This is a genomic window from Methanomassiliicoccales archaeon (assembly GCA_013415695.1).
Lineage (GTDB): Archaea > Thermoplasmatota > Thermoplasmata > Methanomassiliicoccales > JAAEEP01 > JAAEEP01.
Genome location: JAAEEP010000005.1, coordinates 30,133 through 48,966 on the forward strand (window position 1 = coordinate 30,133; position 18,834 = coordinate 48,966).

The window sequence follows — 18,834 nt, forward strand, 5'->3', positions numbered from 1 at the left end:
AAGAATGATATTTGGTAATTATCAGACAATTCTTATATACCCACATTGGGAGTAAGTGAAAGCGCAAGCCATCAGGCTGAATCTCTGCAGAGGGAGTATCGATGAAAAGGATTACAAAGAGGAAACACTGGCAGAAACACGGCGTTTCGGAGATCGTGGGCAACCTCTTGATTTTAGGCATAACGGTGACGCTTTTCTCCAGCATCATGATCTTCGTGTCAACGATGCCTATGCCTTCGGAGGAGGTCTATACCGACTTCGGGTCCAGTGTTGATATTGGAGCCAATTACGCAAACGTGACCGTCACCCACGAGGGGGGTCAAACATTGAAGGATTTCCGTACGAATATCTACCTTTTCATCGACGGAACACCCCAGACACTTACATTCTCAGAATTTCACCTGGGTTCAGAATGGAAAACTGGACAGACAGGGTGGTATAATGTAACAGGGGTTAGTTCCACCACCTCCCTCAGCTTGATGGTGGTAGATACGGAGGCCAACTCTGTAGTATATGATGTCACTCTTCGTGGACAGCAAACGAGCTTCGCTCCCATAATCGGGAGCAGGGGAACCAGCCCGTCGACAATCTACGCTGGGACCACCTTCACGCTGTTCGTTAAAGTAATTGATCCAGATGGGAATCTGAACACCTCATCTGTCTACGCAAACGCATCTTCACTGGGAGCCTCGTTCAGTTCCGTTCCCATGACGGACACGAACAACGATGGCATCTTCACCTCTGCACAGACATTCACCGCGCAGGCGACCTGGAATGGCAAGGAGGTAATATTCAATGCCTCTGACATGACAGGCAGGAACACCACCGGTCGATTCGTGATCACCATTACCTCTCAGGGTGGGGGCAGTTCCTACTATGGGCCATATTACAACTACAGTTCTTACCTTGTGAATGGGACCTACCCACCCGACGCAACTGGTGGGGAGAGCGGTGGAACTGGTGGTGTAGTAGGCACCACCTTCTACTACGTCAGGAATGCCGACACACTAGAGATAACGCGTGATTTCGAGCCTGGTGACAGGGTGATGATAGAGGTCTACAGCAATTCCCTCATGAACCTGGCGCTATTGAACAACTTCTACATGTATCATCCGCTAACGGGCGATCCCATGGTCCCTCCGACCAAATCTGACGCATTCACGTACGGCGGCATCTACGCGACCTTCAATAGATATGTCTACAACTTCTCCGCTCCTACTACGCCCTATATTTACACGATCCAAATGAACTTCAAGGACAACACGGGAACCGTGGTCAATATCGCCGATACTATCACGATCTCCGGGGCGGACTATCCAAGGCTCGAGGTCTTTAGGGTGAACCAGACCACTGGACAGTTCGAGTCCCCTTCATCATTCAATCATACCGACACCATTTATGTCAGGATGATCACCCAGAGCGTGGAATCAAACCTCGATAGCGTCTATGTGGGGACGGTCGAGGTCAGTGATTACACCGGCAAGTACATCATCAAGAAGGTGCCAGCAGACTTCTCCGCATTTCCAATAACTGATTACAGTGCACCCATCAGCTCACTTTTCAAGACCAATGGGACAGGTCCCACGCGTCTTGCTGACAACACAGTGGTTCTTGGAACCGCATACACGATATATCTCAGGCCTCAGGATGCGTACCAGGGTTGGTGGTTACCTAGGACGAACGCCTACACCCTAAAGGTGTCCATAGTTTCGGAGATGCCCGGTGAGACCTACCATGACCTGACACTCCAGATTAACATTACCGCGCCTCTCAGCACCACCGACATCGTTACTAGCATTGGATCAGGTAGCTACACTTGGAGCGCCACCGCGGCAGAGTGGGACGACAGCGCGCTCGCATGGTTCAGCAGCACTGAAAGGAGCGATCAGTGGAAGAAGACCACGATCGATGCGAACACCTACAACGGGCCAATCGCGATGGTACTCTCTGACATCGACAACGACGGGTACGAAGATCTGGTCGTCGGTTTCCAGGACAGCTCTGTAAGCCTCGTGTGGTACCGCAATGAGAAGTCAGACGGCTCGGAGTGGTCCGAGACCCCCTACCTCATCAGCTCGGCCTTTGACGCACGGGCTGGTACCCAGAACGCCGAGACAAGCTCCAAGGGAAGCACAAGCGAGGACAATAGCGTCTGGGTTTACAGGACCAGTTGGCCATCCATGAACAGATTCTATCCCGATGATGGAGATTACTCAACTCCGGAGATATGCTCGGACATGGCTGTCGGTGATTTTGACGGCGATGGTGATGATGATATAGTGGCGAGCTTCGTCCACGCGGTCACCTACACCACCGCAAGCAGCAGGAGTAATGCAGGACCTTCGAACTCATACGGAATGTTCTTCAACCGCGGCGTCTACGTCTTCTGGAATGATGGTTCTTGGACGAGGACCACCCTTTACAGCACCACTGACTGGATCGCGAACGGTTGGGACAACGAGGACCGCAATTCCGCGATAATGGACCTCGACACTGGCGACTTCAACCAGGATGGTTACGATGACATAGTCGGAGTCAGTGAGGCCGACCGCGACGGCAATGCAAACGGTGCCACATTCGTCTGGTTCAGCCGCTATCTCGAGGCCTCGGGCGACAAGCAGGAGGGGGCCTTCGGCACCCCAAGCTCATATGTGGAACTCACACCCACCGTAGCTGGTAAGAGACCATGGGATACAAGTGCTCACTACTACAGCACTGAGTACCAGACCCGATATCCAAAGGTTGAGGTGGCCAACATCGACGCCAATGGCTACCCCGACATCGTCAGGACGAGCACCGCTTCAAACATAGTATCGGTGTTCCTTACAATGCCTTCCAGTTCCTCAACTGTCACATTCAACCCATCAGGCGAGTTCAGTCCTGGGCCTGGAGTGGTGGCTCATGTCACTGGCTCAATAACCAACCTCACGGCCAACGACACAGGCTACGAGAATCTCACCGAGGTGTGGAAGAACTATCCCTTGAACACCGGCAAACCGCAGCAAAAAGGTCCCATAGATACCACCGGGGCGAACATCACCGATATAATGAATGACGATGGTGTGACCTACAACGTTGGCGGGGGCAAGCAGATGTGCGTGACCCTGTTCAATATCAGCACCGACTACCAGACCAAAGTGATCTCGAACGCGACAATGCGGGTCAAGTATGCGGTCGAAGCCGGCTATCTTGGATCTGAAAACATTACAATAACCTCATTGGGCTGGGGTTCCGATTATGTTACCAGCATCAAGCCCCTGTCCTCTCAAACAGAGATGGTCGTGGTGACCTATGATCTGCTAGCGGCAGGGGCAGACACCTGGGAAGAGCTGAACGCTCTGAAAGTAAAACTGCTCAACACTGGAGGTGCCGGTGACGGAGCCGTCCTCTTCGATTATGTGTGGGCCGAGGTCTACTTCGTCGAGGGCACCCAGCTAGACTGGGTCTGGACCCTGGAAAATGATTACGACTATCCATTCCACGAGCTAACAGTCGTGGCCAAGTGCCTGGAGGCCAACGGCTCATTCTATCTTCAGTACTCCCCGGACAACACCACCTGGTTCAACCTGACGGACCTCAACGACCGCTCAGAGATAACCGGGACCACCGAGCTGACATATGCTTATTCGATACCCCACAGCACCCAGAACACAATCTATCTCAGGGTTAGGGATAGCGACGCCTCGGCCACCGATTCCTTCAACAACACAATCTGCATGAACATGATAGCATTGGAGCACTACACTCCCCAGGTCACCTGGTCAAACGCCGATCGGTACGATATCGTTGCCACAGATTTGGTGAGTAGTGAGTACATCACAGCCATCGCGGTAGGGGATCTTGGTAAGTTCACCTATGATTACAAGCCGGACAGTTTCCCCGACATTGTTGCCACCACCTCCAAGGTGGGCGCAGGGGACTCCACCCATTCGGTGTACCTGTTCCCTCAGAACCTGGGTGGCGGGGGATTCACCAACGTGATGCGTCTTGACACTCCAGATCTGGCTGCGCAAGTTACAGACAACGCCATGTACAACACAATGAACGTTGCCCTTGGTGACATCGATGGTGACTATGACCTCGATATAGTGCTGGTTATAGGTTACTCCCCAGGTAGATCGGGAGGCACTTCGCCAACCCTCTGGCTGTTGGAGAACGAGCCCCTTCCAGGCGGCTGGCAGTTCGATGACCGGACCATCAACGTGCTGGGCACAGGGGAGTCAGCGATCAACGTGGTTACAGGATACGTGGACCTGACGATACTCATACCGTTCATGGGCATACTGGGCATCGTGATGGCAAGCGCCGTCACCGAGTACGTACGCCGAAAGCGCGAGTGAGCCATCAGTCGATCGACCCTGTCGAAGAAGGGTGGACCAGTTGGACCGCTATGAAGTGATCGTGGCCGGATCGGGCCCATCAGGAAGTCAAGCCGCCAGGCTATGCGCCGATCATGGGATGGAGGTGCTCCTTCTCGAGAGAGCGAGCCACCCCCGTCCCAAGTGTTGCGCTGGAGGTATGCTCGAGCGATCACTCAATCAGCTAGAAGGAGGAATACCATCCCGCTTGATCGAGCGGGAGCTCGACTCGGTCACTTTGGTGAACCAGAATGAAAGGGCCACTTACGACCTGAGGAAGCGGATTGGAGTTACCGTAAGAAGGGAGGAGCTCGACGCACACCTTGCCCGCGAGGCAGAGAGATGCGGTGCGGCCCTACTCGAGAATACCCCGGTCGTTTCTGCAGAACATCTGCCCGACGGTATAGAGGTTGAGACCGATCGCGGGAAGTTCCATGGCCGCTTCCTGATAATCGCTGAGGGGGCCAAGGGCTCTCTGTCCAACAGCCTTCTTGGACCCCGGGAAAAGGACGCTATGGCTGTCGGTCTGGCCAAAGAGTGCGAGGTCGAATCCCCTACGGGCAGCTCACTAATCATCTATCTGTTCGGTAACTCAAGATCGAGAGGGCCGCATGCATTTCCACTGAATGGTGCGGCCTTTCCACTGAAGGGGGCGATCACGGCTTCCGTTGTCTCCAATCAATCCAGCAAGAATCAGCTGCTCGCCGCACTGGATCTCATGGTCGCTGATATCAACAATAACTTCGGAATCAAGAACCGGAGGGACACCTGCGCCCACCCCATCCCGCTGGCTCCCAGGAAGAAGCTATGCTCCAAAGGGGTGCTGGCGGTCGGTGACGCAGCTGGTCTCGTGAGCCCTTTCTCAGGCGAGGGCCTCACCTACGCTTTCAAGAGCGCACGCCTCGCCTTCGAGGCCATTGACAGAGCAATGGAAGGAACTGAAACCCTGATGAGCTATCAGGCCATGTGCAACAGCGAGATAATCTTCCACATGAAGGCCGCCAGATTTCTGAGCCCGATCCTCCATTGGTTCACCGGTCTTACCGACATGGGTGCGCTCATGCGAACTTTTGGTGAGGAAGACGAGCTCCTGGAGAGAATTGCAACCGCGGCCACTGGTGAATACGACTGGAGGCCGGTGCTGAGCAAGGTCATCACGCGCTTCCCTAGGCTATTTTTCTCCTCACTTTGATGTGAGTCTCAGATGAGGTTCAGATATCTCAACGCTGCGTAGACCAGCCCGATGAACGATAAGAGCATCACCTGAGAGGGCTTTCCATACTTCCAGAATAAACAAGCCGCGGCGATGCCCAGGGCAGGGAAGACAATCACATCATGAGGCTCGTCGAATAGTGCAAGGGGCAACAGGGAGGCAATGAAGATCAACGCCGATACCACCTTCTTACCGCCTTCCAGGCCTAGCGTGGTGTAGACCGTCTTGACGCCTCCTTTGAGATCTTCCTCATATCCCTCGATGTCCATGATTATGGAACCCACAACCAATCCCGCAAACACGAAGAACCCCAGCAGAAGGGATTCCGGCCCAAGCGATGGAAAGATCACGCTTCCTGTCAGGTATGGGACCGGAGGATTTCCCTCGATGAACAGGACTTCGCTGTAGGGCGTGAGCGCACCATACAGGAGCGCCAGGAATGTGCCCAGACCCATGAGCATGGGGCTCATCACGTTCTCCTTCAATCTTATCGGCTTGAAAGAGTAGGTCCATGCCAGTACCAATATTATGGCGAGAACAAGGAACTGTTGAGGGGACAGTAGTGCAGAAAGAGCGAGGCACACAAGAACGAGTACCAATGAGAATTCAAGGTATGTTCTGGTTGAAATCATCCCCGATGCCAGTGTGCGTTTCCTCCTGGTAGGTTCATCCGTTCCCCGGTCGCTTATGTCATTCCACATGGTGCCCACCTGCCAGGCCATGATCGCAGACACCATTGCGATCACCGCGAAGCTCAAGTTCACCCAGAACGGTGTTTCCAAAATGCGCGTCGCGAGGTAGAGTCCCCCACTATATTTCCATCCCGCCACGATACCAGCGCCCACGATAATGGAGAAGAACAGCGTTTGGGGCAGACGCATGCTTCGCAGGATGTCCAAGAAACGCCCACGGGTGTTCAAATAGCCAATGGCAAGTACCAGAGCCACCCCCATAAGAAGGTAGTACATCACTAGGAACAGGTGGTACTGGTAGTACTTCGTGAGATCGAAGGCCGGAAACACTGGAACCCCATCCACGCTGCCCACCGGAAGGTAGAGACCAGGGGTGGCCAGGATGAACATGGTCATCAAGGTGAAAAGGACCAAGAAGAAGACCCTTAGGCCGGTGGTCACCCGCCCTGCAACGCTGTACAGGTTCGACCTCTGAGTCCATATGCCATAGGCGAAGAGAGCGAACAGGATGATCACCACCTCGGTAGCCTGGCCAATGTGGAAGCCCTTGCCGCTGAAGTGGAGCAGTGCATCAATGAAGTCCGTGGGAGAGAAGTACTCGTAGTTGTGATCAAGTCCGCTGATGTAGTGGTCTATCCAGGGCGGGAGGATTATTATCCACCAGAAGGTGCAGATGAAATTGACGATCTTCCTAACGCTCCTCTGAGTGAACGCCGAGAGAAGCAGCACAAGGCCCAGGAAGGTGACGACGAAGAATGAAACGTGATGGGCGATGCTGAATATCCAGGGGTGGGAGGTGGTGACGAACTCTTGGTCAAGCAGGAAGTACTCTGAAAGGTCCCTAAGGAGAGCTATGAGGACCACATAGAGGAATATCGTAAGTATGGACAGCCTGTTCCTTTCGAGGTAGAGGACGAACGAATCTATCTTATGACCGAGGCGTTCCTCTATCGTTGCACCTTCCTGGCCCCTAGTCATAGTCTCTCATCGAACACTGTTTATATAAATGCTAGGCGCTCGTTCACAATCTGAATTTTCAGATTATCATCAATCATTTATTCTCCAAGAACTCGATTGGGGGTCGTGTACGATGTGATCGTGTCGGGAGCGGGTCCGGCGGGCTCTGCCGCTGCGCTTGGAACCGCTCGAGCCGGCCTCCAAACCCTCCTTCTGGAGAAGAATCGCCTTCCTCGTCGAAAATGCTGTGCTGGGGGGGTCCTGGGAAGGGCACTGGACAGGGTAGGTCTAGAGATACCCGACGAGATCATCGAGAGGGAGATAAACGGCTTCACGGTGGTCAAAGATGATTTCAGGTTAGGGGTGTCCTTCGATAAGCTCGCAGGGATCACCGTGAACCGAAGTGCATTCGATGCCTTTCTATCGCGATCAGCCTGCAATGCGGGTGCGGAACTCATTGATGACACCCAAGTCGTGAAGGTGAAAGAATCATCATCCTTCGTGGAGGTGATTACTCCTGATGGTTCGCATCGATGCAGGGCGTTCGTAATTGCCGAAGGGGCGGCTTCGAGATCAGCCAGGCAGGTTCTGGGCCCCTATGTCCCCAACGGGCTTGCTCTTGGCCTAGCGTCAGAGATCAGGTTGGAACATCCCCCAAAGGATTCTATTGAGATACATCTCATGGAGACGCCATCTCCCAAATTGAGATGGGGTCCTAATTTTCCATTGAACGGGTGGTTATTCCCGCTTAAGCAAGGAGCAAACATCGGGGTCGTTGGGAGAGGAACTTCGGCCGAGACGCTACGGGATCGAGTTCGAGGAATAGCCGCCAGTGCCTTCGAGGCGATGGGCGGTGACATAGAAGATATGGATATATGCTCCGCACCGCTGCCCATGGTTCCAAGGAAGATCGTATGCTCTGGGCGCTGCCTTGCGACCGGGGATTCTGCTGGCTTCGTGAACCAAATCACCGGTGAGGGAATGTCCTACGCACTTGAAAGCGGTCACCTAGCGGCCAAGGCGGTCGAGGAAGCCCTGTCCACAGGGGACATTCGCAAACTGGAGCGGTATCAGCATTGGTGCGAGGACAGTATCATCCCGGATCTGAGGGCGACCATGCTCATCGGTCCGCTTCTCCACTGGCTGGTGGGTGTGGTCAACACTGAACGCTTCTTCGAGGTGTTCAGTGGCGATGATGAACTCGTGTTGACCTGTCTCCAGATCGCACGGGGCGAGGTCACCTGGATGAGACTGCTCCGTCAGACGATTCGAAAATTCCCAAGACTCTTCTTCTCATCCCTGGTTTGATGCGCTATCCCTTTTCAGATGAAATCCCTTCGAGTTGCGAAAGAACTCCCTCCACCCTCTCCAACTCTATGATCGCAACAACCTCGCTGTACTTCCTGGATATCCTCTTGAGAACCCCGGCCATATGCTCCTCCCTCTCCGCAGCTAGAAGTGAGAAGCCCTTGGAGCGGTTAATCAATGAATCCCAGGTGATGACGAATTCATCCGGTGAAGTACATCTCATCAATTTCTTTCTCAGTCTCTTCAGGAAAAGCGATTCCCGGATGAGGTCCACAGTCCCCACCATCGTACAGTAGGTGGCCGAATACAACTCCTCGTTCATATCGATGGGCAGAATGGGCACGGCGAGTTCCTCGGACACCTCGAGCGCGACCGAGAAACAGGGAGGCGGCAGCCTCACCTCACCAAAACCGCCTAGAACATCAGAATAGAGGGTCTCGACCTCGCTCATATCATATTCAAGGTCTTCATCCATGCTCTTCAAGCCTGCCAGCTCTTCCTTTGATATTGAAACAGCTATAGCTTGGGGGATGGTGCCCTTTACCGCCTCACGGACCTTATCTCTCTCTGAAAGAAGTCCCCTGATCACCGGAACCACAGTAATTCGAGAGGTCCCGATTTGAACGACGCTCATCTTGAATCACTTCTGTTCTCGACCAGATCGAGCAGCTTGTCGGTGTTGATCAGCTTCTTCAGCTCATCCCTTCCAATCAAGGCGGTGCCCTCGACACTCCCTCTGCTCCTGATCCTCTCGATGAATATGACAGACCTCTTCTCGGTGATCCGGGAGATGTCGGTGACCATCCGAGCCTTGTCCTTCAATTTCCTCTCGTCCTTTCCCAGGCCGGTCAGGAACAGTAGGTCATTATCACTGGTAAGAGCCTCGAACGGGCACTTAACGGTGGGCAGAATGGAGAATCCCATGCCGGACAGCATTTCGAAGATCTCCTTGCTGAATATGTCCAGCTCCTGAAGTTCCATTTCATGTCCACTGCACTCCGAGGTCTGTGCCAATGGGTCTATGGGGAGAACCAACGACTCATCCAAATACTCCTCCAGCCTCAGAGCTGCGTCGATCATCGCGCCCATTCCGGATTCGTACATCTGGATGGTTCTCCTTGACACCCCGGCCACCTCGGCTAGTGTGCCAAGACTGATGTTCCTCTCCTCCCGGATACTCTTAAGGCGCGGGCTATCCAGTTTGACATAGAGACCTCCGGGGGCAGCAAAGATGAATGGGGGTACGCCTTCCATAAGGTAGTCGGCCAGTGTCTCCACCGCGATGATGGGCACGCTGAACCGGGAATAGACTATTCCATCCTCTATCTTGCCGGAACCCGAGCGCTCTCCCACGAGCAGAGGCGAGGCTTCCAGTGCCTCTGCAAGAACCTTCATCTCCTCGGCGTTATCCCTCGAGAAAGCATCGACATTGGAGAGGACCTTCACGATCATCAGAGTGTCATCTCGCCTGGCCACTATATCGAAGCTTATGCTTCGCCGGGGGAGCGGTCTTGAAACGTAGAATCCTGTTCTGGCCAGAAAGAATCTCACCCGTTCCAGTAGCTCGTTCCTCTGCACCGAATATTCGAACGGGTTGTTCTTCTATATAATGATTATCCAAAGGTGGAACGATGGAAACAATAGATAAAAATTGGGAAACGCCCCGTGATCACAGGGGCGAAAACCTATCATTCGATCACTATTTTCTTGCTGTTCTTGTGCATCTCGATCCGGGTAAGGCAGACCTCAAGAACGCCGTTGTTGTAGGTCGCCCTTGCGCTCTCGGGATCAACGCAACACGGTAGGTCCAACTGCTTGCTGAACCTATGGGTGGGAGTATCCACCTCTATGTTCAGGGTGTCCTCGGTCGTGTCCAGGAGGATATCTTCCTTCACTACACCAGGAAGTTCCACCACTATCCGGATCCTGTTCTCTTCCTCAATCACATCGGTTAGAGGCTCACGCTTCGACTCCTGGTAGTTGCTGGGGTCGGTGGTGTTCCCGAATTCCTGTATCTTGGGCTTGCCATCCGGTCCCACCCTCATCGAGAATCCGTAGATCATCGGGTTGCCATCGAATGAGGAGTCGCTCTCTGATATCCTCTCGAGAATGCGGTCCATCCTCCTCTTCATATCATCGAACTCATCGTCGATGTCGAGGAAGAAATCGTCCCAGGGACTCCTTTTCTTGTCCTTCCTCATCTCATCACCTCACGTATTCATAATCTTCTGCAAGGGGTTCCACTCTACCTAGCCCCTTCCTGGTCGCCGGCTTGACCTTCTCAAGTGCCCTGATGAAGTAGCTCATCCCGATCTTCTCCTTCTTCAGGTTATCAATGGTTATCTCCTCCCCTCTGGAAACGAATTCCCTTATGGCCAGCATGACAGCTTCGTTGACAAGTGCTGAAAGATCAGCTCCGGAGTAGCCCTCCGTTTTCTTGGCCAGATCATCCAGTTTGACATCGTCCCCGAGTGGTTTCTTCTTGCTGTGGATTTCCAGGATGGCTCTCCTGGCATCAAGATCGGGTGTAGGAACATGCACCAATCGATCAAACCTCCCCGGCCTGAGCAGTGCGGAGTCGATCATGTCCGGTCTGTTGGTCGCAGCGATGACAACCACATTGTTGAGGCTCTCCAACCCATCCATTTCGGTGAGAAGCTGGCTGATCATCCTCTCGGTCACGTGGGAGTCGAAACCCCCACCGCGGGTGGGGGCGATCGAATCGATCTCGTCCATGAAGATGATGCATGGAGACGCCGTCCTGGCCTTGCGGAAGGTCTCCCTGACAGCCTTCTCGCTCTCACCGACCCACTTACTGAGGAATTCTGGCCCCTTCACATTAATGAAGTTGGCCTCGCTCTCCGTGGCCACAGCTTTGGCCAACATGGTCTTTCCTGTACCAGGAGGGCCGTAGAGGAGTACTCCTCTTGGTGTCTGGGCGTTCATGAAGTCAAATACCTCTCCGTATTTGAGGGGCCATTCCACCGCCTCCCTGAGTTCGGTCTTGGCACCGACTAGTCCACCGATCTCGTCCCAATGAAGGTTAGGCGACTCAATGAGAACCTCCCTCATCGCTGAGGGTTGCATCTCTCTGAGGGCATCGAAGAAATCAGCCCGCTCCACATTGATCTTATTCAGAACCTCAATGGGGATGCTCTCTGACTCAAGGTCGAGCTCGGGAAGAATCCTTCTCAGGGAGTGCATGGCGGCCTCTTTGCAGAGCGCCGCCAGGTCTGCCCCAGCGTATCCATGTGTCAAGTCTGCCAACCGCTCCAGATCCACGTCATCGTCCAGGGGCATGCCTCTTGTGTGGATCTGCAGGATCTCCAACCTGCCGTTTCGGTTTGGAATGTTGATCTCGATCTCCCGGTCAAATCTTCCAGGTCTCCTGATGGCGGGGTCAAGTGCGTTCGGCCTGTTGGTGGCCCCGATCACTACCACTTTCCCTCTGGTCTCCAATCCGTCCATGAGGGCGAGAAGTTGGGCAACCACCCGCCTTTCCATCTCCCCGGTCACCTCATCTCGCTTGGGTGCTATCGAATCAATCTCGTCGATGAATATGATGCTAGGGGCGTTCTCCTCAGCGGATTTGAAAAGCTCCCTCAATCTCTCCTCGCTCTCTCCATAGAACTTGCTCATGATCTCTGGCCCGCTGATGGAGGTGAAGTTGGCGTTAGTCTCGCTGGCCACCGCCTTTGCCAGCAACGTCTTTCCAGTTCCTGGAGGGCCATGCAGAAGGACGCCCTTTGGAGCCTCCACGCCCAAGCGTTCGAAAAGTTCGGGGTGTCTAAGCGGGAGCTCGATCATCTCCCTTACCTTCTTCACCTCCTCGGAAAGACCTCCTATGTCCTCGTATGATACCTTCGGTATCTGCCCAATGGCTTCCTTGGGGGGTTTCTCACTGACTTTGATCTCAGTATCACGCTGCATCAGTACGGCATCAGAGGCGGGCTGGAATGAGATGACCACCAGGTCGATCTTCCTTCCCATAACATTGATCTCGAGGACATCTCCCCGCGTCAATGCTCTCCCTTCCAGGGCTTGTCCAAGGTATTGCTCTCCACCCATTATTCTCAATGGTTCGGTAGGGGCGAAGCTGATCTTCTTGGCCGGCAATACCGTCACCTTCTTGATAGCCACCTTCTCGTCTATGCCGACCTCAGCATTCCTCCTGATAGTTCCATCGGCCCTTATCAAGCCACGATTCGCATCCTCTGGGTATCCCGGCCACACTATCGCGACGGTGCGCTTCTTGCCTTCTATCTGGATGACATCTCCCGCAGAGAGGTTCATGACCTCCATTACGGCAGGGTCCACTCTAGCAATACCTCTCCCCGCGTCCTTTGACTTGGCCTCGGCAACCTTCAAAACCTTCTCTGAATTCATTTTTCTATCTCCTTTGAAATGAAAAAAGAGGCCTCACTTGACCTCCACTGTCCTCTTTTCATCATCCGCCTTTTCCTTCTTCGGGATACTGAGGTGTAGCACGCCATCAACCAGTTTGGCTTCAATTGCTTCCGTGTCTGAATTCCCTGGAAGCAGCAGCCGCCTTTTGAAGGACAGATGTCCCCTCTCTCGTCTGAGGTAACCCTCCCCCTTCTCTTCCTTGATCTCTTCCTTTCTCGCACTGACCAAAAGACCGTCTCTAACGATCTCTATAATCACGTCCTCTTTGCTTATGCCTGGAAGTTCTACATCCACGATGTACTCGTTTCCGGCGTCCTTGAAATCGACAGCCGGTACCCGAAAGTCTTTGCTGGAAATCGAAGGTAGCCAGAAATCTCTTATCCCCATTCTGAAGTCGGCGAAGGCCCTCTCCATCTCATCCAGTATGGACAGGCTCCAATAGTCCCTTGGCACAACGTCCTTTTCATCTTCTCTTCTTACCATATTCTCTTGCCTCCCTCGATTATCATCTAAGATGTTAACCTTAAGTTAACAACTAATTTCAAATTACACATATTATTAAAACTTCTATAAGTAGTTTACTACTCCTTTAACTCCTTTTCCAGGCGCTCGAATCCTCGCCTGACCTTTCTTTCCATCTCCCGAATCTCCTCCTTGATTCGTGGTCCCTCCTCCTTTACGTCCTCGTAAATATCCTTGGCGTACTTCTGAAGTTCCTCACCCGCTTCCTTGGTCTCCCTACATACCGCCTCGTACATCTCCTCGCTCACATACTCCAGTTTCTCTATGGCTTTATCCAGGCGTTCCTCGGTCTCTTTCGCTATTCTTTTCAACTCTTCCTTGTACTCATCCGCCAGCTTCTGCAGTCTCACCCTGTCCCACATCATATCTCCTCCTCACCCAATATGCGTTTGATAGATTCCCTCACAACCTCGTCCCTGAGGGCAAGTTCTCTGGCAATCTTAATGAGATCCAGACTAGGTCTGTGAATGTATTCGTACAGTATTCTCCTCAATTGGTAGTCATCGAGATTCTCCTCCACCAGCCTCCTCGCATCGCTCAGGACTCTCTCCTTGAGCTCCACGAGTTCACCCCTTCTAATCTGCAGCTTTCCCAATTCATCGTCGATTTGGGAGATAAGATCCCTCAACCTGCTGACGCCCAAGCCAATATCCTCAAGCTGATGTTCGTCCATTGTTTCATTTCCATCATCGCCTTTGGATAGATCGACATCTAGAAGCTCGGCATTGAAGTAGGCCGGGCCCACATCCACGATCAGAGTGAACTTCATGGTGGGAACATACCGCTTCCTCTGGGGCCCCCCCAGATCGCTCTCCTCCATGTAACACGAGACCAGGTCATTTTCCTCGAGGATCTTCAGGTGCTTTATCACAGCCTGCTGACTGACCCCAAGCTCCTTAGAGAGCTGAAGCGGGTAATGAGGTTCTCGGACCAGCTCCTGCAATATCCTTCTCCTCGTCGGATTCTCGATTATCGATAGCAGAATATCAAGTTGTGACATGGAAACACCAACTAGTTAACATTTAGTTGTATACTAATTATCATCAACTATTATATAAGATTAACTTGAGACCATAGGAGATGGTCGGTGACCATATCCGAGGAAGAAACTATAATTATTGGATGGGGTTTGAGGGACATGGCCGGTGAACTGGTCGATGAAAGCGTGATCTTGGAGGACGAGGCGGAGGCCAGCCAGATATACAATAAGGGGTTCTATGGATATCCTCTTTCAGGCGGCGGTCTCGAGCTTGACCTCCTGGAAGCATCATATCTCATGGAGTGCGGGAGGCTAGAAATACTCCAAGAAGGGATGGCGGTCGAACCTTCCAAAATGGCAAGGATGGGCGCTGAGGCTTACGAGGATTTCGAGATCAAGTTCATCGTCTACAGGGACCTCAGACAGCGGGGCTACGTGGTGAAGGCACACTCAGGGGATTTTGATTTCAGAGTATTCCCCCGAGGTGGCACGCCAACCTCGACACAAACGAAGTACTGGGTGATGGCCATATCGGAGAGGGCTGTCTTTGACATAGGGGCCTTCCTCGAGCAGTTGAAGAAGGCCAATCGCACCCGGAAGGACCTGCTCCTGGCCGTGGTGGATGAGGAAGGCGACATCACCTTCTACCAAGCAACTAACAGTGAGCCAAAGGGGACTGATCCAGGTCCAGGTGATAGTGGTTCAGTTGGTCTTCTCGTGGAGGACCGAGTGCTCGTCTTTGATGAGGATCATGCAAAGGCGCTCTTCGAGAGAGGGTACTTCGGGAAGTCGTTGGGTCAAAGCCTTCAACTCTCTCTGATAGAGACCGCGTTCCTTCTTGAGAATGATGTGATAGAGCTCAGAAGCGCGGCTAGTGGCAGGAAACTCTCATCCAAGGGATTCCGAAGAATGGCTTCCAAGATGCAGCCAGACTTTGAGCTCAGGCTTAATACATACCGCGATCTACGAAAGAAGGGCCTGGTAGTCAAGACGGGGTTTAAGTACGGTTGCCATTTCAGGGTCTACGAGAGAAACCCTCAGAAGATTCATGCCAGGTATCTTGTTCACGCGGTTCCAGATGGATACCAAGCCAGTTGGCCCGAGATTTCTAGGGCCGTGAGGTTGGCTCATGGGGTGAAGAAGGAGATTCTATTCGGAAGAGTCTGTGAAGACAAGGTCGATTATCTCAGGCTCAAAAGGATTCGCCCCTGAAGGGCCTATGATGATTGAGGTTCACCCTTCGATTCTTCTTCCTTAGGGGATGGAGAGAGTATCGCCTGCTTCATCTCGGCTGCTCCAGCATAGTCCTCGGGATCAAGCTCCATTGCGGTATCGAGCATCTCCAGGGCTTCATTCTCTTTGTCAATATTCTTGAGAATGCGAGCCATTTTCACCATGAAATAACTCCTCTTCCTGGTGAATTCAGTGTTCTTGATCGCCTCTGTGTAGGCATCCAACGCTCCATCGTTGTCTCCCGTTTTCAATAGGTTCTCACCCAGCTTGGCATACTGAGATGCACGGGTCTCAGGAGAATCCAGCTCCTGAATGGACTGGTTCAAGGATTCGATGGTCTTGGTGATTGCGTCCATACTCTCAATGGGGGTTCCGCAATTGGGGCAGATTGCCACGGTTTCCTCGAGTTCCATCCCACAGTTGCCGCAGTGTTTCATGAGCTTGGTTCCGCAGTAGGGACAGGACTCCCAATTTATCTCCACCACTTCATGGCAGGTTGGGCACTCAGAGGCAACCTTGACCGTTGGACCAGCCAGACGCTTCAAGGTCTTCTCTATCTCTTCAGCAGGGGGCATGAAGAGATCCTTGCGGCGGTAGATGACCAGCAGCAGTCCCAATTCCCCAACACCCATGATCACGTTGGCATAAAGATACCAATCCCTTGCCAGGAAGATCATTATCACCCTGGCCAGCAAGGCGAGTAGGAGTGCATTGACAACCCCATTCCAGCCTCCGACCTCCCCCTTAAAAGAGACTCTCGAAGCTCCTATCTCAAAGCTGGCAAGAAGAATGAAGATCAGGGTAAGGACGATGCCAATCACGGTGTCTACTTGTGAATAATAGATTAGTATCATGGGTGAGATCAACGTGATTATTCCGCCGATCAACATCCAGATGCCGGACACTCTTAGAAAGGCAGGAACTTTAGTCAATAGCTCAACCTCGTCTGTGAATCAGGAACCAGCGTTATATAGGTTTCCAGAATCCTACCCACATAGGCAGGAAATTCCAGACATTCAGAGCTGTATTTCGATGCCAAGCTTCTCTGTCAGTTCCTTGTACCTGTTCCTTATGGTGACCTCTGTCACACCTGCAATGTCCGCTACCTCCCTCTGGGTTCTCCTCTCATTGCATAGAATGGAGGCTATGTAGATAGCGGCAGCTGCAACCCCAGTAGGTCCTCGACCTGAAGTCAGCTCCTTCTTTGCCGCATCCTTCAATATCTCCGCCGCCTTGGACTGGACCTCTCCACTGAGCTTGAGCTCAGAGCAGAATCTCTGTATGTAATCCTGTGGGCGGGTGGGCATTAACTTGAGCTTGAGTTCTCTGGTCATGAATCTATAGGTGCGCCCGATCTCCTTACGGCCAACGCGCGACGAGTTTGCCACTTCATCGAGTGTACGAGGAACACCACACTGCCTGCAGGCTGCGTAGAGCGAAGCGGCCACAACGCCCTCGATGCTTCTTCCCCTGATCAGGTTCTTGTTCACGGCTTTCCTGTAGACCATGGCAGCCGTCTCCCTTACATTCCTGGGCAGACCCATGGCTGAGGCCATTCTATCCAGCTCACTGAGTGCGAACGCCAAGTTCCTCTCAGTGGCATTCGACACACGGATCCTTCTCTGCCACTTCCTCAACCGGTAAAGCTGAGCCCTGTTCCTGGTGGGGATGCTCTTTCCGTAAGAATCCTTGTTCTTCCATGAGATCTCGGTGGAGAGACCCTTGTCATGGATCGTATAGGTCATGGGGGCTCCAGTCCTGGCCCTCTTTTCTCCCTGTTCGACGTCGAAGGCCCTCCATTCGGGTCCCTGGTCTATGAACTGATCGTCAATCACCAGTCCGCAATCCTCGCATATGAGCTCTCCCCGCTCGTAATCTCGAACGAGGTGCTTGCTTGAGCACTCGGGGCAGCGCTCAATCTCTTCGGTGCCTTCTCTTACCTTTGCCATTGTCATCGACCCCTTCGATAAAGACCTTTTTTCCTATCATTCCAATCAGGTTGATCTCTCCAGTGGTATCTATTGAGATGTAGGGGGTGTCAACAGGTCCGAAGACCCTCCTCACCCGGCCTATAGCCCTCTTGCGGTTGTCCACGACCTTCGATTTGGGAGGTGGAGTGATACTCGCTCTGACAATCATTTTACCATCAAAAGCGATTTCTTGGACGGTGCCTAGAACCTTCATTTCCTCACCGTAAGAGACTTATATCGACCGGCGACTTCCCTCTACATTCTAGAGCTGGTATATAAATATTTCGTAAAGACTTAATATATTTCGGTTCTCGCAGGAAAAAATCTGGCTCCCCTCTGCGTCCGTGTTAACATATGTCACATGGCTGCGAAAGACGATCGACCGCCGCCCATCAAAGAATATAAGTTGTGGTGTTCATTCATTCAGTCGTGGAGATATCCAAGGACCACCCGAGATACAAATCATTGGCTATAAGAGAGAGGATGGCTGAACTCTCCCGAAGGGGAATAGTTGCCTCCACTGGCCTCATTGCCCACGGAAGGGGCGAAGCCTATGACTATCTGCTAGGCGAGAGAACGGTACGAGAGGGGGAGAATGCCGAGAGGGTTGCTGCCGCCTATCTGCTTGAGGCTAGTAATCCCGTGATATCCATCAACGGCAACGCTGCGGCCCTATGCGCTGAGGATATAATCTCTTTAGCAAAGGCGGTTCCCGCCAAGATGGAGGTGAATCTCTTTCACAGGAGCGAACAGCGGATTGAAGCTGTCTGTTCGTACATGGAATCCAAGGGGGCGAACCGAATATTGGGTAGAAGTCCAAATGCTAGACTTGAAGGAATTGCTTCGGATAGAGCGCTCTGCACCAAGGAGGGCATTTATTCGGCGGACGTGATACTGGTGCCCCTCGAGGATGGTGACAGGGCCGAGGCGCTTGTTGCGGCAGGCAAGGTCGCAATGGCCATCGATCTTAACCCGCTCTCCCGCACCTCAAGGACAGCGACGGTATCGATCGTCGATGAGGTAACAAGGGCAATTCCCAACATCGAACGTTATGTGAGCGAATTGAGAACTGATCCAGAAGAGAGGCGCAGGTTGATCGATGATTTCGACAACCAGAGGAATCTCCAGGGCGTTGCCCGGAGGATGTGCAATAATCTCGTGGGGGATATCGATCAGGGGAAAGCATAAGCCCGAA

Annotated in this window: 16 protein-coding genes; 5 read left to right on the forward strand and 11 right to left on the reverse strand. The window is 52.8% G+C overall.

Going from position 1 to position 18,834, the window contains the following annotated elements:
- Window positions 1-101: 101 nt before the first annotated feature.
- Window positions 102-4,340 (forward strand): type IV pilin, encoded by a 4,239-nt coding sequence (locus tag GKC03_03625; GenBank protein ID NYT11625.1) that lies wholly within the window; start codon window positions 102-104, stop codon window positions 4,338-4,340.
- A gap of 40 nt (window positions 4,341-4,380) precedes the next feature.
- Window positions 4,381-5,550, forward strand: coding sequence for an NAD(P)/FAD-dependent oxidoreductase (locus GKC03_03630; protein ID NYT11626.1), 1,170 nt, complete (start codon window positions 4,381-4,383; stop codon window positions 5,548-5,550).
- Window positions 5,551-5,558: 8 nt separating this feature from the next.
- Here the strand turns inward: GKC03_03630 and ubiA are convergent, their stop codons facing one another.
- A complete protein-coding gene (gene ubiA, locus GKC03_03635) occupies window positions 5,559-7,241 on the reverse strand; it encodes a UbiA family prenyltransferase (GenBank protein ID NYT11627.1) in 1,683 nt (560 codons plus the stop codon).
- A gap of 105 nt (window positions 7,242-7,346) precedes the next feature.
- Between ubiA and GKC03_03640 the strand changes: the two genes are divergently transcribed.
- On the forward strand, window positions 7,347-8,528 hold the full coding sequence (locus GKC03_03640; protein NYT11628.1) for an NAD(P)/FAD-dependent oxidoreductase: 1,182 nt from the start codon (window positions 7,347-7,349) through the stop codon (window positions 8,526-8,528).
- Window positions 8,529-8,532: 4 nt separating this feature from the next.
- Here the strand turns inward: GKC03_03640 and GKC03_03645 are convergent, their stop codons facing one another.
- The 7 genes from GKC03_03645 to GKC03_03675 all read right to left on the reverse strand — a co-directional run bounded on the left by GKC03_03645 (window position 8,533) and on the right by GKC03_03675 (window position 14,457).
- Window positions 8,533-9,162 carry a hypothetical protein gene (locus GKC03_03645; GenBank protein ID NYT11629.1) on the reverse strand — a complete coding sequence of 210 codons (630 nt, stop codon included), beginning with the start codon at window positions 9,160-9,162 and terminating at the stop codon, window positions 8,533-8,535.
- Window positions 9,159-10,088, reverse strand: coding sequence for a transcriptional regulator (locus GKC03_03650; GenBank protein NYT11630.1), 930 nt, complete (start codon window positions 10,086-10,088; stop codon window positions 9,159-9,161). Before GKC03_03650 ends, GKC03_03645 begins: the two co-directional genes overlap by 4 nt.
- A gap of 128 nt (window positions 10,089-10,216) precedes the next feature.
- Entirely contained in the window at window positions 10,217-10,729 is a 513-nt protein-coding gene (locus GKC03_03655; GenBank protein ID NYT11631.1) for an Hsp20/alpha crystallin family protein, read from the reverse strand.
- Window positions 10,730-10,733: 4 nt separating this feature from the next.
- A complete protein-coding gene (locus tag GKC03_03660) occupies window positions 10,734-12,914 on the reverse strand; it encodes a CDC48 family AAA ATPase (GenBank protein ID NYT11632.1) in 2,181 nt (726 codons plus the stop codon).
- A 33-nt stretch (window positions 12,915-12,947) separates the two neighbouring features.
- The gene (locus GKC03_03665) at window positions 12,948-13,418 is read right to left on the reverse strand and encodes an Hsp20/alpha crystallin family protein (protein NYT11633.1); all 471 of its coding nucleotides are present in this window, start codon (window positions 13,416-13,418) and stop codon (window positions 12,948-12,950) included.
- Window positions 13,419-13,516: 98 nt separating this feature from the next.
- On the reverse strand, window positions 13,517-13,822 hold the full coding sequence (locus GKC03_03670; protein NYT11634.1) for a hypothetical protein: 306 nt from the start codon (window positions 13,820-13,822) through the stop codon (window positions 13,517-13,519).
- On the reverse strand, window positions 13,819-14,457 hold the full coding sequence (locus GKC03_03675; protein NYT11635.1) for a helix-turn-helix domain-containing protein: 639 nt from the start codon (window positions 14,455-14,457) through the stop codon (window positions 13,819-13,821). The genes GKC03_03670 and GKC03_03675 overlap by 4 nt, the downstream gene beginning before the upstream one ends.
- Window positions 14,458-14,544: 87 nt before the next feature.
- Between GKC03_03675 and endA the strand changes: the two genes are divergently transcribed.
- Window positions 14,545-15,648: a tRNA-intron lyase gene (endA, locus tag GKC03_03680; GenBank protein NYT11636.1), complete on the forward strand. Its 1,104-nt coding sequence runs from the start codon at window positions 14,545-14,547 to the stop codon at window positions 15,646-15,648.
- 5 nt (window positions 15,649-15,653) lie between these two features.
- On the opposite strand, the gene GKC03_03685 is transcribed toward endA, so the two are convergent.
- The 3 genes from GKC03_03685 to GKC03_03695 all read right to left on the reverse strand — a co-directional run bounded on the left by GKC03_03685 (window position 15,654) and on the right by GKC03_03695 (window position 17,853).
- Window positions 15,654-16,601, reverse strand: coding sequence for a tetratricopeptide repeat protein (locus GKC03_03685; GenBank protein NYT11637.1), 948 nt, complete (start codon window positions 16,599-16,601; stop codon window positions 15,654-15,656).
- Window positions 16,602-16,685: 84 nt separating this feature from the next.
- The gene (locus GKC03_03690; GenBank protein ID NYT11638.1) at window positions 16,686-17,618 is read right to left on the reverse strand and encodes a transcription initiation factor IIB; all 933 of its coding nucleotides are present in this window, start codon (window positions 17,616-17,618) and stop codon (window positions 16,686-16,688) included.
- Window positions 17,584-17,853: a hypothetical protein gene (locus tag GKC03_03695; GenBank protein ID NYT11639.1), complete on the reverse strand. Its 270-nt coding sequence runs from the start codon at window positions 17,851-17,853 to the stop codon at window positions 17,584-17,586. The genes GKC03_03690 and GKC03_03695 overlap by 35 nt, the downstream gene beginning before the upstream one ends.
- 215 nt (window positions 17,854-18,068) lie before the next feature.
- Here GKC03_03695 and GKC03_03700 point away from each other — a divergent pair, with 215 nt between their 5' ends.
- Complete coding sequence (locus GKC03_03700) at window positions 18,069-18,827, forward strand: phosphopantothenate/pantothenate synthetase (GenBank protein NYT11640.1); 759 nt, start codon at window positions 18,069-18,071, stop codon at window positions 18,825-18,827.
- Window positions 18,828-18,834: the final 7 nt, after the last annotated feature.

Excerpts from the sequence above, each read along its gene's own strand:
- GKC03_03625 (NYT11625.1), top strand. The coding sequence starts at position 102 with ATGAAAAGGATTACAAAGAGGAAACACTGGCAGAAACACGGCGTTTCG.
- ubiA (NYT11627.1), bottom strand. The coding sequence starts at position 7,241 with ATGACTAGGGGCCAGGAAGGTGCAACGATAGAGGAACGCCTCGGTCAT.
- GKC03_03645 (NYT11629.1), bottom strand. The coding sequence starts at position 9,162 with ATGAGCGTCGTTCAAATCGGGACCTCTCGAATTACTGTGGTTCCGGTG.
- GKC03_03655 (NYT11631.1), bottom strand. The coding sequence starts at position 10,729 with ATGAGGAAGGACAAGAAAAGGAGTCCCTGGGACGATTTCTTCCTCGAC.
- GKC03_03660 (NYT11632.1), bottom strand. The coding sequence starts at position 12,914 with ATGAATTCAGAGAAGGTTTTGAAGGTTGCCGAGGCCAAGTCAAAGGAC.
- GKC03_03665 (NYT11633.1), bottom strand. The coding sequence starts at position 13,418 with ATGGTAAGAAGAGAAGATGAAAAGGACGTTGTGCCAAGGGACTATTGG.
- GKC03_03670 (NYT11634.1), bottom strand. The coding sequence starts at position 13,822 with ATGATGTGGGACAGGGTGAGACTGCAGAAGCTGGCGGATGAGTACAAG.
- GKC03_03675 (NYT11635.1), bottom strand. The coding sequence starts at position 14,457 with ATGTCACAACTTGATATTCTGCTATCGATAATCGAGAATCCGACGAGG.
- GKC03_03690 (NYT11638.1), bottom strand. The coding sequence starts at position 17,618 with ATGGCAAAGGTAAGAGAAGGCACCGAAGAGATTGAGCGCTGCCCCGAG.
- GKC03_03695 (NYT11639.1), bottom strand. The coding sequence starts at position 17,853 with ATGAAGGTTCTAGGCACCGTCCAAGAAATCGCTTTTGATGGTAAAATG.